Origin of the sequence: Thermaerobacter sp. FW80, from assembly GCF_004634385.1 — a bacterium.
GTDB lineage: Bacteria > Bacillota > Sulfobacillia > Thermaerobacterales > Thermaerobacteraceae > Thermaerobacter > Thermaerobacter composti.
In genome coordinates this window covers 2,418,371-2,443,370 of sequence record NZ_CP037895.1, presented here as the reverse complement: position 1 = coordinate 2,443,370, position 25,000 = coordinate 2,418,371, and the positions used below count along the sequence as shown (strand labels likewise).

Here is a 25,000-nt window from a genome sequence, read left to right as displayed (position 1 = left end):
GCCCCGGTGGAGCCGCCCCGAACGCCGGGGGTTGAGGCCGGCTCGCGGCGAGCCGATAATGGCGCCGTCGAGGTGAGGAGCCATGGCGGGCTTGTTCGATCCCATCGCCTTCCGCGGGCTGACCCTGCGCAACCGCATCGTCATGTCCCCGATGTGCCAGTACAGCGCCGGCACCGACGCCCGGGCCAACGACTGGCACTTCGTGCACTACGGGACCCGGGCGGTCGGCGGCGTCGGGCTGATCGTGGTCGAGGCCACGGCCGTGGAGGGCCGCGGGCGCATCAGCGAGGCCGATCTCGGCCTCTACCGCGACGACCACGTCGAACCCCTCCGGCGGATCGTCGACTTCTGCCACGCCCAGGGGGTGCCCGTCGGCATCCAGCTCGCCCATGCCGGCCGCAAGGCGTGGTCCCCGAACAAGGGGGTGGGGCCGGAGCCGGCGGTGGCGCCGTCGGCGATCCCCTTCGCCCCGGACTGGCCCGTGCCGCGCGCCCTGGGGATCGAGGAGATCCCGGCCATCGTCGACGCCTTCGCGGCGGCCGCCCGCCGGGCGCTGCAGGCCGGGTTCGACCTCATCGAGATCCACGCCGCCCACGGCTACCTCTTGAACCAGTTCCTCTCCCCGCTGAGCAACCGGCGGACCGACGGGTACGGGGGCGACCTCCGCGGCCGCATGCGCCTGCTGCTGGAGGTGGTCGAGGCGGTGCGGGCGGTCTGGCCCTCCGACCGGCCCCTCTGGGTGCGGCTCTCGGCCGTGGACTGGGCGCCCGGGGGCGTCACCCTGGACGACACCGTCGCCGTTGCGTCCGCCCTCAAGGAGCGGGGCGTCGACCTGGTGGACTGCAGCTCCGGTGGGGTGGTGCCGCCTCCCGAACCCATCCCCCAGGGGCCCGGCTACCAGGCCGCCTTCGCGGCCGAGGTGCGCCGCCGGGTGGGCATCGCCACCGGGGCCGTCGGGCTGATCACCGAGCCCGCCCAGGCGGACCACGTGATCCGCTCGGGCCAGGCCGACGTCGTCCTGCTGGCGCGCCAGTTGCTGAGGGAGCCCTACTGGCCGCTGCGGGCGGCGCGGGAGCTCGGGGCCGAGATCGCCTGGCCCCGCCAGTACCTGCGGGCGCGCCGGTAGCCGACGCCCGCGTTGGGCCGAGCCGGGGGCGCCCGCGGCCGCGGCCACGCCGGGGCGCGGGTGGGCCCCCGCCCGTCCCGCGTCCGGAAGGGCGCGTCACCGCCGCCCATCCGCGGCGACCGGCCGCTACCTCGTGCCCCCGCGATGGGGTAGAATGGGTGCGGACAACCGAATCCCGTGGCGGTCCAGGTGCCCCGTCCCGCGGCGGCCCAGGGTGCGGCGCGACGCGGCCGCGGGCGAGGGAGAATAGGGAAGTCCGGTGCGAATCCGGCGCGGTCCCGCCACTGTGACCGGGGAGCCGGCGCCCCTCGTGCGCCACTGCGGCCCGCTGCCCCAGCGGGCAGGGCTGCGGGAAGGCCGGGCGCCCGGCGGTGATCCGGGAGCCAGGAGACCTGCCTGGACCGAGTACGTACGCCTTCGGCGGAAAGGAGGTACGTACCGGGTGCGCCCACGTGCGGGGACGTCGCCCCGGCCTGCTCTGACGCCAAGGCCGGGGCTTTTCGTTTGAGCAGGGAGCCGTTGGCGGAGGGATCCGTCCGCCCGCCGCCGAGGGGCGCGGGCGACCCGGGTGCGGCCGGGTCGGCGCCCCGGGCGGGTGCCGACGGAGACGGGGACGAGGGGAGAGGGACCGGATGATGGCACGGTTCGTACGAGGGCTCTGGGCGGGACGAACGCGGCGAGGCGGCGGGCCGCGACGCGGTGGGGCCCTGGTGGCGCTGCTCCTGCTGGTCGCCCTGCTGGTGACCGCCTGCGGCGGTGGCGGCGGGGCGACGCCGGACGGCGCAGGGGCCGGCGGCTCCGGGGCCGGTTCGTCCCCGGCCGCTGCCGGCGAGGGGCAGGCGTCGACGGAGCAGGCGCCGCGGACGAGCTACCCCTACACCCTCACCGACGACGCCGGGCGGCAGGTGACCCTGGAGCGGCGGCCCGAGCGCATCGTCTCGCTGGCGCCGAGCAACACCGAGATCCTCTTCGCCATCGGCGCCGGGGACCGGGTGGTGGGGGTCGACTCCTTCAGCGACTACCCCGCGGAGGTCCAGGAGCTGCCCAAGGTCGGGGGCCTGACGGACACCAACTACGAGCAGATCGTGGCCCTGGAGCCGGACCTGGCCCTGACCATCGGCGGGACCGAGGAGCAGGTCGCGAAGCTGGAGGAGCTCGACATCCCGGTGGTGGTCATCCAGCCGGCCACCCTGGACGACGTGCTGGACCGCATCCTGCGCATCGGCGAGCTGGTGGACGCCCAGGCGGGCGCGCGCCGGGTGGTGGAGGACATGCGGTCCCGCATCGAGGCGGTGCGCCAGCGCGTGGCGGACATCCCGGAGGACCAGCGGGTGCGCGTGTTCTACGAGGTCTGGAACGACCCGCTGATGACCGTGGGGCCGGGCGGGTTCATCCACGACGTCATCGTGGCCGCCGGCGGCATCAACGTCGCCAAGGGGACCGGTCAGCCCTGGCCCCAGATCAGCCTCGAGGAGGTCGTGCGGCAGGACCCCCGGGTCATCGTGGTGCCGGCCTCGCTCAAGACCTCCTACGAGGAGCTCAAGGCCAAGCGCCGCCGCGGGTGGGAGGGCATCACCGCGGTCGAGCAGGGCCGCGTGTACGCCATCGACGACGCGGTGATCAGCCGGCCGGGGCCGCGCCTGGTCGAGGGGCTGGAGCAGCTGGCTCGCTGGTTCTACCCCGACCGCTTCCAGGGAGGCGAGTGACGGCCGAGGACGCGCCAGGGGGGTGCCGGCCGCGCCGGTGGGGTCCGGTGGGGGCGGGGGGCATGCGGCTTCAGGGGAGAAGGCAGCGGCCCCTGGGCCGGGCCGCACGATCGGCGATGCCGCAGGGCGGGGCGAGGGCCGAGGCCGACGGGACGGGTCCTGGACGAGGGCCGGGAGGGCCGGGTCCGGCCCGCCTGCCGGGCGCGGGGCGCCCTCCCGGCCGGGGGGCCGGCGTCTTCGCCGGCCTGGCCCTGGCCTTGGTGGTCTCGCTGCTGCTGGCGACGGGGCTCGGGGCCGTCGCGGTGCCGCCGGCCGAGGTGGTGCGCGTGCTGCTGGACGCGGCGGCCCGCGCCCTCGCGGGGGACGCGGGCGGGGAGGTGGCCCCGGCGGCACGGATCCTGGTGGACATCCGGCTGCCGCGGGTGCTCCTGGCGGCCCTCGTCGGGGCGTCCCTGGCCGCCGCGGGCAGCGCCTTCCAAACCCTCTTCCGCAATCCCATGGCGGACCCCTACGTGCTGGGCGTCTCCAGCGGCGGCGCGCTGGGCGCGGCCCTCGCCTACCTGGTGCTCCTCGGGCTGTCCACCGGCGCGGCGGGCGCGGCGGAGGGGCCGCCCGGCGGCGCGGCCGGGCCGGCGGCCGGAGGGCTCGGTGGCGTGGCGGGCGCGCTGGTGCGGGTCATCGGCTTCGGGCTGGTCCCCGCCGGCGCCTTCGTCGGCGCCCTGGGTGCGGTGGTGGCGGTCAGCCGCCTGGCCCGGGTCGGCGGCCGCCTGGCCGTCGGCACCCTGCTGCTGGCCGGGGTGGCGGTGGCGTCGCTGCTGGGCGCGCTGGTGTCCTTGCTGGTCTTCCTCAGCGGCGAGCGATTGCGACCCATCGTGTTCTGGCTGCTGGGCAGCCTGTCGGGCGCGGGCTGGCGGGACGTGGAGGCCCTGGCCGTGGCGGCGGCGCTGGGCCTCGGGATCCTGGCCAGCCAGGTGCGGGCGCTTAACGCCCTCTGGCTCGGCGAGGAACCCGCCCACCACCTGGGGGTCGACGTGGAGGCGGTGAAGCGGCGCCTGCTGGTGGCCGGTTCGCTGCTGGCCGCCACGGCGGTCAGCGTCAGCGGCGTCATCGGCTTCGTGGGGCTGATCGTCCCCCATGCGGTGCGGCTGCTGGTGGGCGCCGACCACCGGCGGCTGTTGCCCGGTGCCGTCCTGGCCGGGGCGACGGTGATGATCCTGTGCGACACCGTGGCGCGGCTGGCCCTGGCGCCGGCCGAGCTGCCGGTGGGCGTCGTCACGGCCCTGGCCGGGGCGCCCTGGTTCCTCTGGCTGCTGCGGCGCCATGCCACGGGACGGGACGTGGGACTGGGATGAGGGAGGGTCGCGTCCGGGCCGCGGTGAGGGGGCGCGGGGCGGGGCTCGCGGCGACCTGCGCTCCGCCGGACGGACCGGGACGGCGGGCCGGTGCCGGCGACGGTCCCCGAGGGTGGGGAGGTGGGCGGATGGGATTCGCCCTGGAGGTGCGGGACGTGCGCGTCGGCTACGCGGCGACCCCGGTGCTGGACGGGGTGACCCTGGAGGTCGGTGCCGGGGAGTGGTTGGCGGTGGCCGGCCCCAACGGGTCGGGCAAGACCACGCTGCTGCGCACCCTCTCGGGCTACCTCCGCCCCCAGGCGGGGTGGGTGCGCCTGGAGGGCACGGACCTGGCGGCGTGGCGGCCGACCGCCCGGGCGCGACGGCTGGCCGTGGCCGGCGTGGAGTCGGGGCCGGGGTCCGGGCTCACCGTGGCGGAGTACGTGGCGCTGGGGCGGACGCCGCACCTGGAGGGGCTCTGGGGCTGGGAGGGACCCCGGGACCGCGAGGCGGTGGCCCGCGCGCTGGCCTGGGTCGGACTCGCCGACCAGGCCCATCGGCCCCTGGACGTGCTGAGCGCCGGCCAGCGGCAGAAGGCGCTCCTGGCCCGCGCGCTGGCCCAGGAGCCGGCGGTGCTGCTGCTGGACGAGCCGACCAACCACCTGGATCTGCGCCACCAGGTGGAGATCATGGACCTCTTGGATGGCCTTCGCCGCCGCCTGGGCCTGACGCTGGTCGCCGTCCTCCACGACCTCAACCTGGCCGCCCTCTACTGCCAGCGCCTGGTACTCATGGAGGCCGGCCGGGTGGTGGCGGCGGGGCCGCCGGCCCAGGTGATGCGGCCCGACGTGCTCGGCCGGGTCTACGGTTGCCCGGTGCTGGTGGTGCCCCATCCGCGCCTCGGCGTGCCCCAGGTGGCGCTGCTCCCGGGCGGGTCGTCGGGGCCGGGAGCCGGCTCGTCCCCTGCGGAGCGGGCGGACGAACCGGCGGCGGCCGGCGCCTGAGGGACGACGCGCCCGCGGGAAACGCGGCGGCGGATGCGGGCGGCCTGGCGGCCGCCCGCATCCGCCGCAGTGGATCGTCCCCCGCCGCGATCCGCCGCCCTGCCGCCCCCCGCGGCCTCCCGTGCGGTGCGGGGAGGCGCGCCCCGCGGGGAGGGCGGCCGGTCGCCCGGGCCCGCGGCTCAGCGCCGTTCCAGCGGGACCCAGGGCCGATGGGTGGGGCCCGTGTACTCGGCGCGCGGTCGGATCAGCCGCTTGTTGGCGTACTGCTCGAGGACGTGGGCCGTCCACCCGGAGATCCGGCTGACGGCGAAGATCGGCGTGTACAGCTCGAAGGGAATCCCCATCACGTAGTAGGTGGAGGCGCTGTAGAAGTCCACGTTGGGATGGAGCCCCTTCTCCGCCGCCACCGCCCGCTCCACCGCCTGGGAGATCTCGAACCAGCGCAGCTCCCCGGCCGCCTCCGCCACCTTGCGCGAGAGCCGGCGCAGGATGGTGGCCCGCGGGTCCTCGGTCTTGTAGACCCGGTGCCCGAAGCCCATGATGCGGCGCCGCTGGGCCAGGGCGTGCTTCACCCACGCCTCGGCCCGCTCGGGCGAGCCGATCTCCAGCAGGGTGCGCATGACCTGCTCGTTGGCTCCCCCGTGGAGGGGACCCTTGAGGGCGCCCAAGGCGGCGGTGATGGCCGAGTACATGTCGGACAGGGTGGCTGCCACCACCCGGGCCGCGAAGGTCGAGGCGTTGAGCTCGTGGTCGGCGTGGAGCACCAGGGCGACGTTCATGACCTCCGCGTGCAGCGGGCTGGGTTCCTCCCCCCGCAACATGTAGAGGAAGTTGGCCGCCAGGGACAGGTCGCGCCGGGGTGCCACCGGCTCCTTGCCCTGGCGCACCCGCTCGATGGCGGCCACCAGGGTGGGGAACTGGGCCACCAGGCGCGTCGCCCGGCGCAGGTTGGCCTCGCGGGACTGGTCGTCCTGCTCGGGATCCAGCGTGCCGAGGAACGAGACCGCGGTGCGCAGGGCCGCCATCGGGTGGGTGGCCGGCGGGATGTGCCGGATCAGCTCCAGCACCTGGCCGGGCAGCGCCTGCTGCGAGCGCAACTGCTGGACGAAGGCGTCCAGCTCCGCCCGGTTCGGCAGCCGGCCGTGCCACAGCAGGTACACCACCTCTTCGAAGGTGGCGTGCTCCGCCAGGTCGCGGACGTCGTAGCCGCGGTAGAGGAGGCGGCCCTCCTTGCCGTCGATGAAGCAGATCTCCGACGTGCCCGCCACCACGTCTTCCAAGCCGGCGGGGTTCGGTTGGGTCATGCCACATCCCCTTCCTGCCGCGAAGTCGGACATCGGTTTCCGGCGGCGCCGCGTGGGGACACCGGACCGGGCCGTCCGCCCGCCGTCCCGCGGACGCGGCGGTGACGATGGTCCCGTCCGCCCGGCCCCGTCGGGCCAATTTCGGTTTTGCGGGGCGGCAGTCCTCCCCTGCCTAGTCTCCCGCCCGCCCCCTCAGTCTCCCGCGCGGTGGACGGGCGGTCGCGCCCCGCGGCCCTCCAGGGGGCCGCCGCCGGCGAGGTCCTCGTCGGCGCCGGACGGAGAGGCCGCGCCGGCCAGCCGGTCGGCGTCGTCCAGCCCGTGGCGCCAGCGCAGGGAGAGGAGGGCGGCCGCCAGGAGCAGGACCCCGGCGGCGTGGAACGCGGGACCCAGGCCGACCCAATCCGCCACCGGCCCGAAGAGCAGCGGGCTCGTCAGCTCCGCCAGCCGGTTGCCCGTCAGACGCACCCCCATGGCCAGGCCGCGCTCCGCGGTGGGGACGGAGTTGGCCGCCGCCAGCATGCTGAGGGGCATCGTCAGCCCGGTGGCGATCCCCAGCAGGGCGGCGGCCACGGTCAGCGACGCCACGTCGCGCAGGAGCGGTGTGACGCCGAGGGCCGCCGCCCCGGCGACCATGGCCAGGAACAGCACGCGGAAGCGACCGCCCGCCCACGCGACCAGGGGCCGCATGTAGGCGCGGACGGCCAGGGCCGTGACCGCGCGCACCGCCAGCAGCATCCCCAGGGTGGACGTGCTGAACCCCAAGACCTGGGTGACGTACACCGCGTAGAACGACTGGTTGACGCCCAGGGAGAAGATCAACGAGAAGGCGGCCAGGATGGCCAGCCGCATCTCGGGCAGGGCCAGCAGCTCGCGGGCCCGGCCCGCCTGGGTGCGCAGGTCCATGGGGGCCGCGGCCGCCGGCGGCGCGTACACGCGCCGCGCCAGCAGGACGCCGGCCAGGCAGAGCGCCGCCGCCACGGCGAAGGTGGCCCGGAAGCCGACCCGATCCGCCAGCAGTCCGCCCCCCAGGGGACCGACCAGCTGGCCGGCGGAGGTGGCGGTGGTGAACCAGGCCAGCTGCTGCTCGCGCTCCCGGGGCTCGCCCAGGCTGGTGACCAGGGTCTGGGTGCAGACCACCAGGAGCATCTGGGACATGCCCGCCACCAGGGCGGCTGCTACCAGCCAGGGCAGCGCGGGACTGGCCGCGGCCACCAGGAGCCCTGCCGCCAGGCCGGCCGCTCCCGCCACCAGCAAGGGCCGCTCGCCCCAGCGACCCACCAGGCCGCCCACCGGCATGGAGAGGAACAGGGGCACGAGGGCATACGTCCCGGCCACCACCCCGAGCCCCGTGGCGCCGGCTCCCAGTTCTCGGGCGGCGAACACCGAGAACAGCGGCCGCGACATGGTGACCACGGCGAAGGTCAGGGCGGCCAGGACGTTGACCCGCCAGAGGGTGTCGCGCAGCTGCCGGCGGGTCAAGGGGGGCCGCCCCTCCCAGGACCCGGGCCGCCGCGCTGGGAGACCGGCACGGCCCGAGGCCCGCGCCGGCGCCACCGGCGGTGCGCCCCCGCTGGCTCCTTCGGCGGCGTCCGGCTGCGCCGCCCCGACGCCGGCCTCCCCGCGGTGGGTTGTCCACGACCCGCGCCGCTCCATGGCGATCGCGCTCCTCCGGTGTCGACCTCACCCGGTCCGAGGGCTGCGTGCGTACCCGACGGGCGCGGCGCGCCGCCGACCCGCCCGACGGCCAGCGCACCGGCGGGTCGACCTGCCGAGGACGCCGACGGGCGCGGCGGGCCGCCGACTGCCTCCGACCCCTCACCGCCCGCGCCCGGCGCCAGTCGAGCCTGACCCCGATGTCGCCGCACCGTCTGGCCGACGCCGCCACGCCCGACCACGGCGACGGCGACGTCCCACCGGGGCGGTCCGCGGGCGGCCACCGATCCTTCGGGGAACGAACCAATTCCGATACCGGCATAGCACATCGGCCCCGCCCGGGAAAGGTGGGCGGAGGCGGCAGGTGCGATGCAGGGGCACGGCGGGCCGACCCGGGCGTCCGGCTGCCCGGGCGTCCGGCTGACCCGTGGGGTGCCCGAGGTCCGACCGAGCCGGGCAAAGAGGTCCGACCGAGCCGGGCAAAGAGGTCCGACCGAGCCGGGCCAATCGGGGGGCTTCAGTGGTCAGTGGAACGCGCCGCCCCGGCTGATGTTGACCCGGACTTGGACGTCCACCTCGGCGCGGGGCCACTGGCTGTGCCAGGGCTGCCGGGCGAAGGCATCCGGGTGGGCGATCCGCCACCGCTCCCCGAAGCCCCACGGGTCGGCGCCCAGGCGCTGCAGCCGGTCGATCAGCCGCCGGACGGACCGGGTCAGGGCCGTGGTGGCGTGACGCTCGAAGAGGCGGTGATGGGGGCCCGAGAAGCCGTGGGCCTCCATCAGGATGGCGTTCACCTCGACGTCGAAGCGGAAGCGGGGGGAGCCGTCCGCCGCCGGCGAGAGGGGCACGATGTCGGCGCAGACGCCCAGCGGACGGAGGCTGATGCTGCGGCCCCGCCCCATGGGGACTTGCCAGGCGGTGTTGCGGGCGTCGCGGGTCAGCGCCAGCAGGCGCGTCTCCTCGGCGCTCAGGACGCCCACCATGCGCTGGCCGCGGAAGACGGCGGCCCGGGCCACGCGCATCTGGCCCTCGGGGCCCCCCTCCACCAGCGGCACCACCGCGTCCCGCCCCGGGTTGAGGGTCGTCACCCACAGCCGCCAGTAGGGCAGCCCCAGCACCCCTGCGGGTTTGCTGCGGGCACGCAACACGTCGTCCAGGTAGAACTCGGGGAAGGTCTGCTGCGGCGGCTTGATGGTCATCACCCGCTTGGGATCGCCCCGGCCGACCACGAACCACGCCGCGCGGGGGATGTCGGTGTCGTTCATGAGGAACTCCAGCAGGGGGCCGATGCCCCGGCGGGCCAGCCGGTCGCTGACGCCGACCACCATGAGCTGCCCCAGGAACAGATCCCGGCTGGTGACGTCGCGCAGCGCCGCCAGGGTCTCCGTCGCCGTGTGCCCGCGGGTCTCCAGGACCACGTAGGCCGGCTCCTCCGGTTGGGGTCCGATGGCGGTGCCGCCCGAGGGCACCAGGGCGCGGGGATCGGGGACGGTGGCCAGCATCCGCCAGCCGCCGCCGGGTGCCAGGTCGAAGACCAGGCCGAGCACCACGGTCCGCCGGTCGATCTCCTCCAGGTCCCAGCAACCCGCGAGGAGGAACGCGGCCAGCAGGAGCAGGGCCGCCGCCCGCCGGCGCGCCGCCCGCCGGCCACGGACCCGGCCCGCCAGGCCGTCGGGGTCGACCTCCGCCCGGCAAGGCGTCGGCGGCGGGGCCGCCCCCGCACGGGCCGCGGCCCCGCCCCGCCCGCCAGGCCGCCTGGGCCCGGGCCTCAGCAGCAGGCCTCCCCCGGGGCGGTCCCAGGCCGGCGCCCTGCGGCCACCGGACCTCCAAGGGGCTCCCTGAGATGGCCGGCCACCCCCGGGATGGGGCCTCATGGCGGCGCCACCCCCAGGCGCCGCAGGCGGGCCACCGCCCACAGCAGCAAGGGGTAGGCCGCCGCGGCGTACAGGCCGCCGTAGACCACGACGCGCCGCAGGGCGTCCATCTGGGACTGGTCCTGGGGCCAGAGGCCCACGGCCAGCGCGCCCACGGCCAGGGCCGGCAGGAGGTAGGGCATCGCCCGGGGACCCAGACCCAGCCACACCGGCAGCCCGATGTAGTCGGTGACGAAGTACACGGCGCTGGAGACGAACAGCACGACCTGGTAGACCACCAGGCCGGGCAGGCCGAGTTCCTCGAGCAGCGCCAGCGGCACCTGGACGATGCGCAAGGCCTCCAGCGTCGGCCACCCCATCAGCGCCACCGCCCGGGGGCTGAACGTGGCCAGGGTCGCGGCGGTGACCGCCACCTTGAAGGCCGCCACCCCGAGGTAGACGCCCACCACGGTGCGCACCTGGCGCCGGGGATCGCGCACCGTCGCCAGCTGGACCGTCAGGTGCTTGATTGGGATGAAGGGCGCGAACCCCGCGGTGGGGGCGGCGGCGAGGACGGTCGCCGGCACCGGCCACAGCGGCAGGAGGTGCAGGGGATCCACATTGCGCAGAGACAAGAGGAACATGGTCCCGGCTGCGGCCAACACCGGCACCAGGAGCATCTGCGCCAGCCGGTTCAACGCCAGCGGCCCCAGGCCCACCACCAGCACGATCCCCGCCACCACCAGGGTCGCGATGGCCCACGACGGCGTCCGCGGGAGGAGGTAGGTCTGCACCACGTCGACGAACTGGCGCAGGAAGTAGCCGAGGAAGAGGAGGCTGTACGACAGCAAGGCACCGTTGGCTGCGAAGGCTACCGGGCGCGGGAGGATCGCACCTGCGTACTGGTAGACCGTCTGGCCCGGAAACCGTGCGGCCAGGTCGAGGATCGCGAGGACGACGACCAAGCCCAATAGGGCACCGAGGACTTGTGCAAGCCACCCGAAGCGATCGGCGGCTCGGGCGAGCCACATCGGGCCATCCAGGAGGGAGAACTGGAACAGGGTGAAGAATAGGAGGGCGGCCAGGCCGCGCGAGGACATCCACATGCCGTGGTGCTTGGCCGACGGCCGGGCACGGCGCGGGGCGCCGGCTCGGACCGGCGGCCGGATGGGCTGCCCATCCCGCTCGCGTTGCCTGCGCGGCACCAGTCGAGCACACCTCCTCTGCGATCCTCCACCCCTGGGACCAGGAAAGGGTGTCAAACGGGTCTTGCGGTACGGGACCTACGGGAGCACCGTCAGCCGCCTGCCCTGCCTGCCGCGAGGCCGCGCCCCCGCATGGGGTCAGGGACGCTGGGAGGCGTCCTTCTCCCAGTGCGGCGGGCGCAGGGCCGCACTGAGGAGCCGACGTGGCCGTAAGGGACCGAAGGGCGTGGTGTACGGTGCGCCAGCCGATTCGGCGGCGGCCAGGTGTGCCGCGATCAGCAGGAGACCGGCCATCAGCCCCGTCAGGCCAAAGGTGGAGCTGAGGCCGATCAAGACGAACTTCAGGATGCGCCACGTCAACCCCAGGAAGTAGTTGGGGATGGCAAAGGACGCGATCCCCGTGCCTGCCGTCACCACGATGACGATCCCGGAGACGAACCCGGCCTGGGCGGCGGCGGTGCCCAGCACGACGCCGCCTGCGATGCCCACCGTCTGCCCGACCGCCGCGGGCAGGCGGAGGCCGCCCTCGCGGAACAGCTCGAAGAGCAGCTCCATCACCACCAGCTCGACCGCGGCGGGCATCGGTGCCCCTTGGCGGATCCCGGCGGTGGCCAGGGCCAGCTTCGTGGGGACGAGTTCGGGGTGGAACCCCACCAATGCGATGTAAAGCCCCGGGAAGGCCAGCGAGATGAATAGGCCCACCACCCGTAGCAAGCGGACGGCGGAGCCCTGCCAGAAGTTGACGTAATATTCGTCTGGGCTTTGATACAGCTCGTTCAGAGAGGTGGGGAGGAACAGGCCGAAGGGGCTGCGATCGACCAGGACCACGACGCGGCCCTCCAGCAGCGCCGCGGCCACCTTGTCGGTGCGCTCGGTGGCCTGTACCAACGGGAAGATCGACCCTTTCCGCCCCGTGAGGTACTCCTCGATGGTGCCGCTCTCGATGACGGCGTCGGCGTCGATGCTCTGCAGGCGCTCCCACACCTCGTCCACCAGGGCCTGGGGCGCCACGTCCTCGATGTAGACCATGGCCACCGGTGTGCGGGTCCGGCGGCCCAGCTTGAGCTTCCGCACCCGCAGGGAGGGGTCGCGGATCCAGCGGCGGATCAGGGCCAGGTTGTCCGACAGGGTCTCCACCAGGCCCTCCCGCGGCCCGCGGATGGTGCGCTCGGACTCGGGCTCGTCGGGCTGACGCTTGGGCCAGCCCTCGGCGCCGAAGGTCAGGATGTCCGGGACGCCCGCCACCACCAGGGCCGCCTTGCCCTCCACCACGGCCTGGGCCGCGCGGCGGTAGGAGCGGGTGCGGCGCACCTCGGTGGCGATGGTGATGGACTGGCGCAGCTCCCGGGCCAGCCGGGCCGCCGGGGTCGGCGGCCCGGCTGGCCCGCGGGCCGCCCCGGCCGCGCCGCCACGGGGGCGCCCGGGCCGGCGGGCCGGGGGACGCCATCCCGGCGCCCGCGATGCCGACGGCTCGGCCGCCGCGGGGTCGGCAGCCCCCGCAGGGGGCCGGGCGGCCGCCCCGCGGACGGCGGCCAGGCGCTGCAGGGGTTCCAGCACGGCCTCGCTGACGAACTTGGGGTCGACGACGCCGTCGGCGTAGACCACCAGCCCCGCCAACGGCCCGAAGCGGAACGGCCGGTAAATGATGTCATCGCTGGGACCGATGTAGTAGGCGAGCTGTCGACGGGCATGGCGCAGGTCGTCGCGGGTGGCGGCACGGGGATGCCGCGTGGCCCCGGGCGCCCCCCGGGCATGGTCCAGCAGCGCGTCGATGGCGGCCAGGGTGCGGCGGGTGTGGCGCCGCAGCAGCTTGAGGGCGCGAGGGGACGCCGGGTCGGACCGGGTCGGGGGCGCGTCCCGCCGCGGCGCGGCGGCCGGGTCCGGCGGTCGCGTCATGTTGGCCACGGCCCACCAGCCCGCCGGGCCGTCGAACCGGATCTCCCCGGCGGTGGCAGGGAAGGGGCGCCGTCGCCCGGACCCCTCGCCGGTTCCGCCGCGACGGGCGCGGGCCGCGGACGAGGACCCCTCGCCCGGGTCGCGGCGGCCGAGCCGCGTGCGCAACGCCGACCAGAGCCCCAACGCGGTCACCTCCTGGCCGTGGGTTAGCTTTTCCGGCCCGTGGGCCGTTCACCCGGCCCGCGGGCCGGCGGGCCGGGTTCGCCCCCCGGCCGGCGGGCATGGGCCGACCGGCGGAGGCGCGATCCCTGCGGTGCCGTGCACCGGCGGGGGCGGTGCCGGCAGCGGGGATCCCGGCGGCGGTGGCGTGGACCAGCGGGGAGCGGTCCGGACGGCGGCCTGCACCGGCAGGGGCGATCCCGGCGGCCGGCTGGACCGGCGGGGGCGGTCCCTGCGGCGGCGCGCACCGGCGGGAGCGCGGTCCCGGTGGCGGCCTGCCCCATCGGGGGTGATCCCGGCGGCGTGCACCGCGGGTGGCGGGCGTCCGCGGCGGCCTGCACCTGCGGGGGCGATCCTGGCGGCGGCCTGCATCGGTGGAGGCGGGGTCCGTCGGCGGCCCGGGACTGGACTGCGCGCGTGCCCCCGGCGGCCTGGGGCTGGACTGCACGAGCGCGCCCGCGGTGGCCCGAGGCTGGACGGCGCGAGCGCCCCTGCGGTGGCCTGCACCGGTGGGGTCACCGGCTCGGCCGGCTCCGGCATAGGGTGGCCCAGGGGTCCCGCCCCCCGTCGCGGTGCCGCGGTCGCGACGGCGGCGGGACGGGTGGGAGCGCAGCGCGACGCGAGGGGGGTTGCCCGTGAATGCCGATGCCGTCCTCTCCGGGGGCGGGGTGCGGGTCATCGCCCTGGTGGGGGCGTTGGAGGTGGCCGAGGAGCGCGGCTATCGCTGGGTCAACCTGGGCGGGACCTCCGCCGGCGCCATCGTCGCCGCCCTGCGGGCTGCGGGCTACACGCCGGCGGAGATGCGCCAGCTGATGGAGACCGTCGACTTCCGCCGGTTCCGCGACCGGGACGCCCTGGACCGCATCCCGCTGGCCGGCGGCCTGCTGAGCCTGCTCTTGGAGAACGGGATCTACGAGGGCAAGGCGCTGGAGGCGTGGCTGGAGGACCTGCTGGCGCGCAAGGGGGTCCGGGTCTTCCGCGACCTGGAGCTGCCGCCCGCCCTGGCCGGCGAGGACCCGCGCTTCCGCTACCGCCTCCAGGTGGTGGCGGCGGACGTCACCCGCCGGCGCATGGTGGTGCTGCCGCGGGACCTCCCCGCGTACGGGCTCGAGCCCGGCGACTTCCCCGTGGCCCGGGCCGTGCGCATGAGCGCGGCGCTGCCCTACTTCTACGAGCCGGTCCCGCTGGTCTACCCGACGCCGACGGGACCGGCGACCAGCCTGCTGGTGGACGGCGGGCTGGTGGCCAACTTCCCGGTGTGGCTGTTCGACGTGGAGGGCGTGCCGCCCTGGCCGACCTTCGGCTTTCGCCTCGCCGACCCGGTCGACCAGGCCGTGCCCTTCGACGGACCCCTCGGCTACCTGGTGGCGCTGATCAGCACCGCCCTGGAGGCCCGGGAGGAGCTGGCCAACGCCCACACGGCCGCCCGCACCATCGCGGTCCCCACCCTGGGGGTGCGGACCACCGACTTCGAGCTGGACCTGACCACGCGGCGCCGGCTCTACGAGGCCGGCCGGGAGGCGGCCACCCGGTTCTTCCGGCGGTGGGACTTCGGGCGGTACAAGCAGGCGTTCCGGGGCCAGGCCGGGCCGCTGGCCGTCTGAGGGGGACGCCGATGGGCCGAGGCCGGGGGCCGGTTCGTCCGGACGAACCGGCCCCCGGCCCGGGACACGGCATCGGGCGAAGGGCCGCGGCGGCGGGCGCCCACGACCCGCCGCCGCGGCCCCCGGCGACAGCGGTCCCCACGCGGCGTCCTGCCCGGGGAGGGGCGCACAGGGGAGCGGGCCGGCCGCCCTAGCCCTGCGCGCCGGGCTCGTCCGCGGGCTGGCCCGCCCTCGCAGGGCCGCCGGCCGCCGCCTGCGCCTTGCGCCGGCGCTCCCGCTCCCGGAGTTCGACCCGGCGGATCTTGCCGGAGATGGTCTTGGGCAGGTCGGGCACGAACTCGATCTCGCGCGGGTACTTGTAGGGGGCGGTGGCCCGCTTGACGTGCTCCTGCAGCTCGACGGCCAGGGCGTCGCTGGGCTCGTAGCCGGGCGCCAGGACGACGAAGGCCTTGACGATGCTGCCCCGCACGGGATCGGGGCTGGCCACCACGGCCGCCTCGGCCACCGCGGGGTGCTCGACCAGGGCGCTCTCCACCTCGAAGGGGCCGATGCGGTAGCCGGCGCTGATGATCACGTCGTCGGCCCGGCCCACGAACCAGAAGTAGCCGTCCTCGTCGACGATGCCGCGGTCGCCGGTGATGTACCACGGCCCCACGCGCCGCGCCGCGGTGCCCTCGGGGTCCTTCCAGTACTCGCGGAAGAGGCCCACCGGGCGCTCGGGCTCCACCCGGATGGCGATGTCGCCCTCCCGCCCCGGCGGCAGCACCCGACCCTGCTCGTCGACGATGGCCACCTCGGCGTGGGGGGCCGGCGTGCCCATGGAACCCGGCTTGACCGGCAGGCCGGGCCAGTTGGCGACCATGCAGACCGTCTCCGTCTGGCCGTACCCGTCGCGGATGGTGACGCCCGTCGCCTCCCGCCAGGTGTGGATGACCTCGGGGTTCAGGGGTTCGCCGGCGGAGACGCACGAACGCAGGCTCGAGAGGTCGTACCGGTCCAGGGGCTCCAGCACCAGGAGCCGGTAGACGGTGGGCGGCGCGCAGAGGCTGGTGGGCCGGTGCCGCTGGATCAGGGCCAGGGTGCGCTGCGGGTCGAACTTCCCCGGCTTGCGGTCCACCATCACCGCGGCCCCCGCCACCCACGGGCCGCACAGGCTGGACCAGGCCGCCTTGGCCCAACCGGTGTCGGATACGTTCCAGTGCAGATCCCCGGGCTTGAGGTCGCACCACAGCTCGCCCGTCACGCGATGGCCGAGGGGGTAGCTGTGGTCGTGCAGCACCATCTTCGGATACCCGGTCGTGCCCGAGGTGAAGTAGATCAACATGGGATCGTCGGCCCGGGTGACCTCGCCCTCGTCGGCCGGCGCGGCGGCCACCGCCTCCTCGTAGCCGATCCAGCCCGGCCGCGTCCCGCCCACCACGATGCCCACCCGCAGGGACGGGCACTGGTCGCGGACCGCGTCGACGCGGGCGGCCCCCTCGGCGTCGGTGATCACCGCCACCGCCTCGGTACGCTGGATGCGGTAGAGCAGGTCGCGGGCGGTCAGCAGGGTGGTGCCCGGCGCGGGGATGGCGCCCAGGCGGATGAGCCCCAGCATGACCTCCCACCACGCCACCTCCCGGCCGAGCACGACCACCACCCGGTCCCCCCGGCCCACGCCCAGGGACCGTAACAGGCCCGCCACCCGGCGCGAGCGCTGGGCGAAGTGGCGGAAGGTGAAGGGGTGACCGGTGCCGTCGTCGTCGACCCAGAGCATGGCGCGGCGGTCGGCGTCCTGGGCCCAGCGGTCCACGGTGTCGCGGGCGAAGTTGTACCGCTCGGGCACCTCGATGCGCAGGCTCCCCATGGCCGCATCCCCCTCGCGCATGGATTCCGCTCCCTGGTTCGGCGGCCCGGACGCGATCTCCTGGCCGCCGCCGGCGGGCTCGCGGGAGATCGATCCGCCGTCGTGACGGCGATCCTGCAACGACGTATAATGCTGGACGGAAGACTTGCTCCACGTTGCTGCCCGTACGAACCGGTCTGCAGGCCACCGGCATACCGGTGGTGTCGAGGGCAGCGGTTCCCACCACGGCTTGGGCGGGTGGCGGGCCGCAACGGGGGCGCTTCCCGTCGACCGGAGGGCGGCGGGGATGGCGACGGGGTGCGGCGGTGGTCGGGCGCCAGCTGGCTTCGCCCGGGTAGGGCCGGGCGAGGGCGGTCGACGCCGACGGGACCCGTCGCGCAGGCCCGGGCTCCCCGCCGGCGCCCTGGCCGGTCGAGGCCCGACGCCCGCGAGGGGGAACGACGCGCCATGCCGGAGGCGAACCACTCGCCCCTTCGGGCTGCCCAGCGCCAGCTGGCCGCCGTCGTCGACCGGCTGGGACTGGGTCCCGACGTCTACGAGCTGCTCAAGGAGCCGGCCCGCGTGATCGAGGTCTCCATCCCGGTGCGGATGGACAACGGCCGGCTCAAGCTGTTCAAGGGCTACCGCGCCCAGCATTGCGACGTCCTGGGTCCCACCAAGGGAGGCATCCGCTTCCACCCCCGCGTCGACCTGGACGAGATCAAGGCGCTGGCCATCTGGATGACCTGCAAGTGTGCGCTCCTCGGTCTGCCCTATGGCGGTGCCAAGGGGGGCGTGGTCTGCGACCCCCGGGAGCTGTCCCGCCGCGAGCTGGAGGAACTCAGCCGCGGCTACATCCGGGCGCTGGCCGGGTTCATCGGGCCGGACCGCGACATCCCGGCGCCGGACGTCAACACGTCCGACCAGGTCATGGGCTGGATGCTGGACGAGTTCTCCCGCCTCACCGGCCATCCGAACCCGGCGGTGATCACCGGCAAGCCCGTGGTGCTGGGCGGCTCCCGCGGGCGCGGGGAGGCCACGGGCCGGGGCGTGGTCATCGTCATCCGCGAGGCTGCGCGCGTCCTGGGGCTGGACATGCACCGCATGACCGCCGCCATCCAGGGGTTCGGCAAGGTGGGCAGCTGGGTGGCCCGCCACCTGCACCGCGCCGGCACGCGCGTGGTGGCGGTGGTGGACGCCTATGGCGGCGTGTACAACCCCGACGGGCTCGACGTCGAGGCCCTGTTCGCCTACGGACGCCAGAACGGCACGGTGCGCGGCTTCCCGGGCGGCCAGCCCATCGACAACGAGGCCCTCTTCCGCCTGCCGGTGGACGTGCTGGTCCCCGCGGCCCTGGAGAACGTGATCACCGAGGAGAACGCGCCCCACATCCGGGCCCGCATCGTGGCGGAGGGCGCCAACGGCCCCACCACCCCGGAAGCCGACGAGATCCTCTACCGGCGCGGCGTGTTCGTCCTGCCCGACATCCTGGCCAACGCCGGCGGCGTGACGGTCTCGTACTTCGAATGGGTCCAGAACCTGATGCAGTACTACTGGTCGGAGGAACAGGTGGTCCGCCAGCTGGAGCGGCTGATGGTGGGCGCGTTCAAGGCGGTGTACCGCTGCCACGTGGAGGAGTCGGTGCCGATGCGGCTGGCCGCCTACATGGTGGCCGTCGACCGGTTGGCCGAGGCGATGATCGCCCGCGGCTGGGTTCCCGCCACCGACTACCACCACGTGCCGCAGCCGGAGCCGGCGGAGGCCGCCGTCGACGTCTTCGGCGAGCCGGCGGCGTCGGTGTAAGGTCGGGGGAGGGGACGGACGGGAATCGGGCGGGGCCGGCCCGCTCCGGGCCGGCCCCGCCGCGTTGGGAGGCGGTCATGGCAAGCTTTGCCGAACGGCTGCGCAAGCAGGCTGGCCGGTTGAGCCGAGCCCAGCGCCAGCTGGCCGAGTTCATCCTGCAGAACGAGCCCCGGGCGGCCTTCATGACGGCGGCGCGGCTGGGGGCGGCCGTGGGCGTCAGCGAGTCCACGGTGGTGCGGTTCGCCATCGCCCTGGGCTACAGTGGCTACCCCGAGCTGCAGCGGGACCTGCAGGAGGAGCTGCGGGCCCGCCTCTCGGCCGCCGATCGCCTCGTGCTGGCGGAGGAACGCGGCGAACGGGCCGAGACCATCCTCGACACCGTGTTGCGCACCGACATGGAGAACATCCGGGCGGCCCTGGCCTCCCTGCCGCGGGACCGCTTCGGCGAGGCGGTGACCGCGCTGCAGGGGGCCCGGACGATCTACGTGGTCGGCCACCGCAGCGCCGCCGCCCTGGCCCACTACCTGGGCTACTACCTGCAGCTGATGCTGCGCAACGCCCGCACCCTCACCCAGGCGGGCACGGTGCTGGAGGAGCTGATGGCCGTCGGACCCGAGGACGTGGTGGTGGGCATCACCTTCCCGCGGTACGCCCGGGCGACGGCCGACGCCTTCCGCCTGGCGGCCCGGCGGGGTGCCCGCACCATCCTGATCACCGACAGCGTGGTCTCGCCGCTGGTGGAAGACGCCCGCATCGTCCTCCCCGCGCGGTCGGAGTCGCCGTCCTTCGCCGACTCGCTGGTGGCGCCCCTGAGCCTGATCAACGCCCTGATCACGGCGGTGGCCCTGGCCCAGCCCGACCGGGTCCGGGCGGCCTTGCGGGAACTCGAGGACATCTGGGACCGTCAGGGCACCTATCTCAAGGAGGAACGCCGCTCCGACCGCATCGCCGCACCGGGCGACGCCGAGGGCGAGGGGTCGCCCTGAACGACCGGCGCGGTGAGCACCGGGATGGCGTCGAGCACCGCGATGGCCGCCGGGGTCACGCGGCAGCGGTAGGCGTAGGCCTCGACGCCGGCCGCCCGGGCCCGGGCCAGGGCGGCGGCGAAGGCCGGATCGGCCGTGGAGTGGGGGGCGAGGCGCACCGCGTCGTCCCGCTGGACGAACCAGACCACCGCCGCCCGCCAGCCCTGGCGGACGGCGGCCGCCATCGCGTCGAGGTGCCGGCTGCCGCGGGCGGTGGGTGCGTCGGGGAAGAGGGCGGTGCCGCCCTCCACCAGGTTGCAGGACTTGGTCTCCACCAGGCAGGGCGGGGCGGGCGGGTCCGCGTCCTCGAGGCGGAAGTCCAGGCGGCCGCGGCCCCAGGGGACCTCCGCCTGCCAACGGCGGTAGGCGGCGAAGGGCGGCAGGGCGCGGGCGCGCAGGGCCGCGAGGAAGAGCCGGTTCGGCATGCGGGCGTCCACGGAGACCCAGCGGCCGCGGTAGGCGACGAGGAGGAGCTCGCCGGCCGTGCGCCGGTGCGGGTCGCCGGCCGCCAGCCGGGCGAGGCCGCGGGTGCCCGGTGCGAGCAGTTCGGCCATGCGGCCCGAATTGGGCAGGTGCAGGCGCAGCGGCCGGTCCCGGTCCGCGCCGTCGCGGCCCCCCACCGCCTCGGAGGCGGCCGGCGCGCCGGTCCCGCCGGCCGGCGGGACCGGCGCGGGAGCGCGGTCGGGCACCTCCGCCTCCGGCAGGGCGGCGACGGCGAAGCGGTTCAGCCGGCCGAGGACGATCACCGGCACCAGCGGCTGGGGCCAGGCCACCGTCACCGGCGCCGGGGGCGACGATGCCGACACCCCCGGCTGCCCGCCGGTCACGGCGCCCCGTCCCCCCGCGGCGCACCCGGCGAGGTCGCGGTGCTGCCGCCCGCGCCCTCCGCGGGCCGCACGCCCGCGGCCTCCGCCGGCCGCACGCCCGCCTCCGCGGGCCGCGCGCCCGCCTCCACGGGCCGCACGCCTGCGGCCTCCGCGGGCCGCAGGCGCTGGACGTCCCCCGCCAGCACCCGCCGACGCCGGCCGTCGGCCTGCTCGACCACCAGGGCGCCGTCGGCGGCGACGTCCAGGGCGATGCCCACCACCTCGCCGGTCGGCAGCGTGACGCGGACGGGCTCGCCGAGCCAGGCGGCCCGGGCGCGCCAGGCGGCCAGCACGGGCTCGGCCCCCTCCTGGTGCAGCTGCCCGTACCGCGCTTCGAGGCGCTCGAGGATGGCCTCGGCCAGGTCGTTGCGGCTGACGGGTCGCGGCGCCTCCCGGGCGAGCCACGTGAGACGGCCCTCCAGCTCGGCGGGCACGGGCTCCCCCTCGACGTCCAGGTTGACGCCGATGCCCGCCACCACGTACTCCGCCCCGTCGGGGTGGGCGACGCTCTCCAGCAGGATGCCCGCGACCTTGCGGTTGTCGATCAGCACGTCGTTGGGCCACTTCAGGGCCACCGGGCGCTCCGCCTGGCCTTCCACGGCCTCGGCGACGGCAGCGGCCGCGGCGAGGGTGAGCAGGGACAGTCGCTCCGGGGGCAGGGTCGGCCGCAGGATCACCGACATCCACAGCCCGCCCAGCGGGCTCCACCACCACCGGCGCAACCGGCCGCGCCCGGCCCGCTGGCGCCCGGCCAGGACCACCGTGCCCTCCGCGGCGCCCGCCTCCGCCAGGCGGCGGGCCACGTCGTTGGTCGACCCGACCTCCTCCAGCCAGTGGACGGTGTGCCCGAGGCGGCAGCCCAGGCGCCGGGCCTCCAGCAGCTCCGGGACGAACCGGTGGGCCGTCATCCGCGACGCGGCCTGGGGATCGAGGGTGTAGCCCCGATGGGGCCGGGCGGCGATGGGCCAACCCAGCCGGCGCAGGGCCTCGATGTGCTTCCAGAGCGCGGTGCGGGTCACCCCCAGGGATTCCGCCAGGGCCGCGCCGGAGACGGGCCGGCCGCCGGCGGCCAGCAGGGCGGCCAGGACGCGGGTGCGGGCCCGGGCCTGGGACAGGGGCTCGGCAGCGTGCATGGGCGTTCCTCCCGGGAACACCATACCACGCTGCGGCGTCGCCTGGCTCGTCCCCGCCGCCTGCGCAAGGGGCCGGCCATGGCGACGCTCCGCGCAGCCCCGCCCCCTCCGGCGCGCCCGCGGGTCCTCGCCGCGGGGCCCGGCCGCTGCGGGACGACCATCCCCGGGCCTCCTTCGGACCTCGCTCCCCGCCCGGCCCGCCACGTACCGCTTCCCGGGTCGCAGCACCGCCGCGTCGGCGGCCTCCCGCGGCCGGGTCCGCCGGCCCGGCGAGGCGCCGGCCGGCCCGGGGCGCCCGTTCTCACCGCGTCCCCTCGACGGGGTGCACCACCAGCACGCCGCGCATCCCCTTCTCGTAGTGGCCGGGCATGTGGCAGGCGAGCTCGAACCGGCCTGGACGGTCGGCGTTGAAGATCAGGCGCACGCGGGTGCCGGGCCGCAGCCCCGCCACCTCGAGGCCGTAGCCCGCGATCTCCAGCTCGTGCTCCTCCCGACCGGCGTTGATGAGGGTCAGGCGCAAGCGCGTGCCCTGCCGGACCTCGATGACCGCCGGCTCGTAGGCGTATTCGGTCAGGCGGATGACGCGATCGGCCACGGGTCGGCCGGACATCGCGGCGACGCCCGCCACGGCTCCTCGCTCCCCCCGCTCCGCAGGGCGGGCGCGCAGTCCCAGGGCGCCGGCCAGCAGGGCGGCCGAGACCAGCAGGGCGAGGACCGAGCGGGCGGCCGCACCGGGGGACCCCTCGGACACGGTGGCACCTCCCGGGGACGGACGGCGGGCGGCTCCACGACCGTCGACCGCGATTTCCCCGGCGCTCCCCGCCCGCCCCATCCCGCGACCAATGTATGCCACCGCCGTCCCGTCCCATGCGCCGGGTCCGGGGGCGTCGGCTCCCGCGAGCCGACGCCCCCGGACCCGCGTCGTTCGTCCGCACCGGCGGCTGCGGCGTCCTCCCGGGCCCGCGGGCCCCCCGGGCAGCCGGTTGTCCACAAGGAGGGGAGAGGCAGGGCGCGAACCAGGGGACCGAGGCGATGGCCGACGGCGCCGCCGCCTGCCCGGGCGGGGTGCCCGCGGGCCGGGTGGGGCGCCCCGCCCGGCCCGGGCAAGGGGGCGATCCAGGGGATGGAGGCTTCCCAGCGGGACCGACGGTGCGGTGGCAGGCCCCGGCGGGAGGGCGACGGGCCGCCGGGGGAGGGCGACGGGCTGCGGCGGCAGGGGGTCGACCCGCTCCCGCCCTACACGGTGCGGGTCAGTGCCCGGGCCCGACGGGTGCGCCTGGTGATGTCCCCCGCCGAGGGCCTGGTGGTCGTGGTGCCGCGAGGCTTTGCCCTGCCGCGGATCCCCCAGGTGGTGGCCGAGCATGCGGCCTGGATCCGGCGGGCGCGGCGTCGGCTCGAGCAGCAGGCGCGGCGCGCCGGGGCCCTGCCCGACGCGGCCCTCGACGCGGACGACGGCCTGCCGCGCTGGCTGCTGCTGCGAGCCCTGGGCGAGGCTTGGGCGGTGGGCGTGGACGCCGCCCGCGGACGGCCGGCCGCGACGGACGGGCTCGCCGACGCCCGGTCGGTGCCGGCCGGCCTGACGCTGGCCGGCCAGGTCTGGATCCCGGCACCCCTGGTGCGCCGGGGGCCGGTGGGGTGGGCCCCGTTCCTGCGGCGCTGGCTGGCCGGTCGGGCGCGGGCGGGCCTCCTGCCCTGGCTGGAGCGGCTGGCGCGGGAACGCGGGTTCCGGCTGGCCGGTTCGTCCGTCGGATGTCCCAAGACCCGGTGGGGGAGCTGCTCGGCCGCGGGCCACGTGCGGCTCAGCCTCAAGCTGCTGTTCCTGCCGCCGGAGCTGGTGGAGCACGTGCTGATCCACGAACTCTGCCACACGGTGCACCTCCACCACGGACCGGCCTTCTGGCGGCTGGTCCACCGCCACGACCCCCGGGCCGCCGAGCACCGGCGCCGACTGCGCGGCGCGTGGAGCTACGTGCCCGGGTGGCTGCGGCCCGCCCGGTCCATCGGGCCCTCGGCGGCCGACCGGGGAATGGGGCGACCTCTCCCCTAGGCGTGGCCGCGGCCGGACGGGCGCGCCGGCAGGGCGCCGCCCTGCGCCATGGGCCGGCCCGGGGGAGGCGGTGGATCGATCCGCCGCGCAGCACCAGGGCATGGATCCGTCCGAGGGCACCCAGCGGTGGCTCAGCCGGCGGGCGCCCCGTCTCCCTGGGGGACGTGCGCGGGGAACGGGATGACCCGGCGAGGGGATGCGTCCCGGTGCTGGACCCGTCGTCGGAATGGCGGCCGGCCGCCGCTTCAGGCAAGCCTCGCGGGGGCAGCTGGTGGCGTGCACTCCAGCCTCCGCGGGCCGGGATGTCACTGCCTCTGGACCCGCTTGGTCACGGCGTAGGAGACGGCCGCCGAGACGGCTACGACCGCCGCCACGATGACGATGAGGGCCACCAGCGGGTTCCAGCCGGCCACTCCCATGGCTGCGAGCAGCACCCCGCCGGCCACCCACACCAGGGAGCTCAACCGGTGCGTCTCCGCCCACACCCGCCTGTCGGAGAGCGTCCTCGACGTGCGGATCCCGATCCACGGGTTCGGCGGAACGAAGGGCATGGTAAGGCCCACCAGCACCATCATCGTGCCGACGGCCAGGGCGGTGGATCGGTCGGGTGCCCATCCCCACTCCTGCACGATCCAGATGGGAGCCCACGAGGCCAGCGCCAGCAGGGCCAGGAGCACCAAGCTCCAGAACAGGGTCTGGCGTCCTCGACGGGGCTGGCCTACCGCCGGGGATCGACGCCCGGCGTTCCCCGAAGTTCCGCCCTTGCCCCCGGTGCCCTGCCCGTAGCCGGGTTCCGGACCCGACAGGCCGTAGGCCAGACCGACCGCCAGCATGAAGGGCGGCAAGATCAACGCGACTGGCAGGAGCCAATCGGCCAGCCTCGCTTGGCGTCCAAGGCCGATGAGCACCGTCTCCAGCGCGAGGAAGCCGAGGAGTACGACCACGAAGGCCTTCATACCCCGCAACATGCCGCGTATCGACGTGGCCACGCGCTGCGCATTGGTTTCCGTGATCTCCCCAGGCCAGTTGATGGTTCCGCGGGGTACCAGGAGGATGAGCAGCGTCATCCCGACCCAGATGGCCAGCTGGACGCCCACCAGGAGGAACAGCGAGCGACGCGGGCCGTAGGCGTCGGGTTCGCCGCCGAGGCCGAAGTGGGTGGGGATCTGGTCGGGTAGGTGGGACCACGCCACCAGAACAACGGCCCAGGTGGCCGCCATCGCCAGAAAGGCTAACCCCTCCAGCAACCACTCCCACGGGCCCGGGGGCTTCCTGAAGGCCTCCTTGAGGAGTTGGGCTTGGGACTTTGGGTCCACGGGACCGATCCCCTCCCATGGGGGTTCCCTCACCCAGCGTCCGGCTTCGTGCGACGGGTTCCGTGAAAGCCAGCGAACCCCATG

At 75.7% G+C, this 25,000-nt stretch carries 18 protein-coding genes and 1 riboswitch; of the genes, 8 read left to right on the top strand and 10 right to left on the bottom strand.

Annotated elements, in window-relative coordinates:
• The first annotated feature begins 82 nt into the window (after window positions 1-82).
• The 4 genes from E1B22_RS10190 (at window position 83) to E1B22_RS10175 (ending at window position 5,167) form a co-directional block, all read left to right on the top strand.
• Entirely contained in the window at window positions 83-1,126 is a 1,044-nt protein-coding gene (locus tag E1B22_RS10190; RefSeq protein ID WP_135225563.1) for an NADH:flavin oxidoreductase/NADH oxidase, read from the top strand.
• 245 nt (window positions 1,127-1,371) lie between these two features.
• Window positions 1,372-1,520: riboswitch (cobalamin riboswitch) on the top strand.
• 238 nt (window positions 1,521-1,758) lie between these two features.
• Window positions 1,759-2,832: an ABC transporter substrate-binding protein gene (locus E1B22_RS10185; RefSeq protein ID WP_135225562.1), complete on the top strand. Its 1,074-nt coding sequence runs from the start codon at window positions 1,759-1,761 to the stop codon at window positions 2,830-2,832.
• 116 nt (window positions 2,833-2,948) lie between these two features.
• Entirely contained in the window at window positions 2,949-4,184 is a 1,236-nt protein-coding gene (locus E1B22_RS10180) for an iron ABC transporter permease (RefSeq protein ID WP_135226100.1), read from the top strand.
• Window positions 4,185-4,312: 128 nt separating this feature from the next.
• Window positions 4,313-5,167: an ABC transporter ATP-binding protein gene (locus E1B22_RS10175; RefSeq protein WP_135225561.1), complete on the top strand. Its 855-nt coding sequence runs from the start codon at window positions 4,313-4,315 to the stop codon at window positions 5,165-5,167.
• 179 nt (window positions 5,168-5,346) lie between these two features.
• Here the strand turns inward: E1B22_RS10175 and E1B22_RS10170 are convergent, their stop codons facing one another.
• The 5 genes from E1B22_RS10170 to E1B22_RS10150 form a co-directional block, all read right to left on the bottom strand.
• Entirely contained in the window at window positions 5,347-6,471 is a 1,125-nt protein-coding gene (locus E1B22_RS10170) for a citrate synthase (protein WP_135225560.1), read from the bottom strand.
• Window positions 6,472-6,663: 192 nt separating this feature from the next.
• A complete protein-coding gene (locus E1B22_RS10165) occupies window positions 6,664-7,950 on the bottom strand; it encodes an MFS transporter (protein ID WP_243123327.1) in 1,287 nt (428 codons plus the stop codon).
• 698 nt (window positions 7,951-8,648) lie between these two features.
• The gene (locus E1B22_RS10160; RefSeq protein WP_243123874.1) at window positions 8,649-9,731 is read right to left on the bottom strand and encodes a Ger(x)C family spore germination protein; all 1,083 of its coding nucleotides are present in this window, start codon (window positions 9,729-9,731) and stop codon (window positions 8,649-8,651) included.
• A 263-nt stretch (window positions 9,732-9,994) separates the two neighbouring features.
• The gene (locus tag E1B22_RS10155) at window positions 9,995-11,182 is read right to left on the bottom strand and encodes a GerAB/ArcD/ProY family transporter (RefSeq protein WP_243123326.1); all 1,188 of its coding nucleotides are present in this window, start codon (window positions 11,180-11,182) and stop codon (window positions 9,995-9,997) included.
• A gap of 138 nt (window positions 11,183-11,320) precedes the next feature.
• A complete protein-coding gene (locus tag E1B22_RS10150) occupies window positions 11,321-13,261 on the bottom strand; it encodes a spore germination protein (RefSeq protein ID WP_243123324.1) in 1,941 nt (646 codons plus the stop codon).
• Between the two features lie 671 nt (window positions 13,262-13,932).
• Here E1B22_RS10150 and E1B22_RS10145 point away from each other — a divergent pair.
• Complete coding sequence (locus E1B22_RS10145) at window positions 13,933-14,901, top strand: patatin-like phospholipase family protein (protein WP_135225557.1); 969 nt, start codon at window positions 13,933-13,935, stop codon at window positions 14,899-14,901.
• A 190-nt stretch (window positions 14,902-15,091) separates the two neighbouring features.
• Here the strand turns inward: E1B22_RS10145 and E1B22_RS10140 are convergent, their stop codons facing one another.
• Window positions 15,092-16,768, bottom strand: coding sequence for an acyl-CoA synthetase (locus tag E1B22_RS10140; protein ID WP_243123323.1), 1,677 nt, complete (start codon window positions 16,766-16,768; stop codon window positions 15,092-15,094).
• Window positions 16,769-17,194: 426 nt separating this feature from the next.
• Here E1B22_RS10140 and E1B22_RS10135 point away from each other — a divergent pair, with 426 nt between their 5' ends.
• Window positions 17,195-18,529: a Glu/Leu/Phe/Val dehydrogenase gene (locus E1B22_RS10135; protein ID WP_135225556.1), complete on the top strand. Its 1,335-nt coding sequence runs from the start codon at window positions 17,195-17,197 to the stop codon at window positions 18,527-18,529.
• A gap of 77 nt (window positions 18,530-18,606) precedes the next feature.
• Complete coding sequence (locus E1B22_RS10130; RefSeq protein WP_135225555.1) at window positions 18,607-19,515, top strand: MurR/RpiR family transcriptional regulator; 909 nt, start codon at window positions 18,607-18,609, stop codon at window positions 19,513-19,515.
• Here the strand turns inward: E1B22_RS10130 and sfsA are convergent.
• The 3 genes from sfsA to E1B22_RS10115 all read right to left on the bottom strand — a co-directional run bounded on the left by sfsA (window position 19,443) and on the right by E1B22_RS10115 (window position 22,304).
• The gene (gene sfsA / locus E1B22_RS10125; protein ID WP_243123321.1) at window positions 19,443-20,381 is read right to left on the bottom strand and encodes a DNA/RNA nuclease SfsA; all 939 of its coding nucleotides are present in this window, start codon (window positions 20,379-20,381) and stop codon (window positions 19,443-19,445) included. The two genes, E1B22_RS10130 and sfsA, sit on opposite strands and share 73 nt — an antisense overlap.
• Window positions 20,378-21,553: a biotin--[acetyl-CoA-carboxylase] ligase gene (locus E1B22_RS10120; protein WP_135225554.1), complete on the bottom strand. Its 1,176-nt coding sequence runs from the start codon at window positions 21,551-21,553 to the stop codon at window positions 20,378-20,380. Before E1B22_RS10120 ends, sfsA begins: the two co-directional genes overlap by 4 nt.
• Window positions 21,554-21,854: 301 nt before the next feature.
• Window positions 21,855-22,304 (bottom strand): cupredoxin domain-containing protein, encoded by a 450-nt coding sequence (locus E1B22_RS10115; RefSeq protein ID WP_135225553.1) that lies wholly within the window; start codon window positions 22,302-22,304, stop codon window positions 21,855-21,857.
• A gap of 372 nt (window positions 22,305-22,676) precedes the next feature.
• On the opposite strand from E1B22_RS10115, the gene E1B22_RS10110 reads away from it, so the two are divergent.
• The gene (locus E1B22_RS10110) at window positions 22,677-23,600 is read left to right on the top strand and encodes a YgjP-like metallopeptidase domain-containing protein (protein ID WP_135225552.1); all 924 of its coding nucleotides are present in this window, start codon (window positions 22,677-22,679) and stop codon (window positions 23,598-23,600) included.
• A 305-nt stretch (window positions 23,601-23,905) separates the two neighbouring features.
• On the opposite strand, the gene E1B22_RS10105 is transcribed toward E1B22_RS10110, so the two are convergent.
• Window positions 23,906-24,916: a DUF1648 domain-containing protein gene (locus tag E1B22_RS10105; RefSeq protein WP_135225551.1), complete on the bottom strand. Its 1,011-nt coding sequence runs from the start codon at window positions 24,914-24,916 to the stop codon at window positions 23,906-23,908.
• Window positions 24,917-25,000: the final 84 nt, after the last annotated feature.

What these genes read in the sequence shown, in the direction of transcription:
- E1B22_RS10190 (WP_135225563.1), top strand. Translation starts at nt 83, where the DNA reads ATGGCGGGCTTGTTCGATCCCATCGCCTTCCGCGGGCTGACCCTGCGC.
- E1B22_RS10185 (WP_135225562.1), top strand. Translation starts at nt 1,759, where the DNA reads ATGATGGCACGGTTCGTACGAGGGCTCTGGGCGGGACGAACGCGGCGA.
- E1B22_RS10180 (WP_135226100.1), top strand. Translation starts at nt 2,949, where the DNA reads ATGCCGCAGGGCGGGGCGAGGGCCGAGGCCGACGGGACGGGTCCTGGA.
- E1B22_RS10175 (WP_135225561.1), top strand. Translation starts at nt 4,313, where the DNA reads ATGGGATTCGCCCTGGAGGTGCGGGACGTGCGCGTCGGCTACGCGGCG.
- E1B22_RS10170 (WP_135225560.1), bottom strand. Translation starts at nt 6,471, where the DNA reads ATGACCCAACCGAACCCCGCCGGCTTGGAAGACGTGGTGGCGGGCACG.
- E1B22_RS10140 (WP_243123323.1), bottom strand. Translation starts at nt 16,768, where the DNA reads ATGCGCGAGGGGGATGCGGCCATGGGGAGCCTGCGCATCGAGGTGCCC.
- E1B22_RS10135 (WP_135225556.1), top strand. Translation starts at nt 17,195, where the DNA reads ATGCCGGAGGCGAACCACTCGCCCCTTCGGGCTGCCCAGCGCCAGCTG.
- E1B22_RS10130 (WP_135225555.1), top strand. Translation starts at nt 18,607, where the DNA reads ATGGCAAGCTTTGCCGAACGGCTGCGCAAGCAGGCTGGCCGGTTGAGC.
- E1B22_RS10120 (WP_135225554.1), bottom strand. Translation starts at nt 21,553, where the DNA reads ATGCACGCTGCCGAGCCCCTGTCCCAGGCCCGGGCCCGCACCCGCGTC.
- E1B22_RS10110 (WP_135225552.1), top strand. Translation starts at nt 22,677, where the DNA reads ATGGAGGCTTCCCAGCGGGACCGACGGTGCGGTGGCAGGCCCCGGCGG.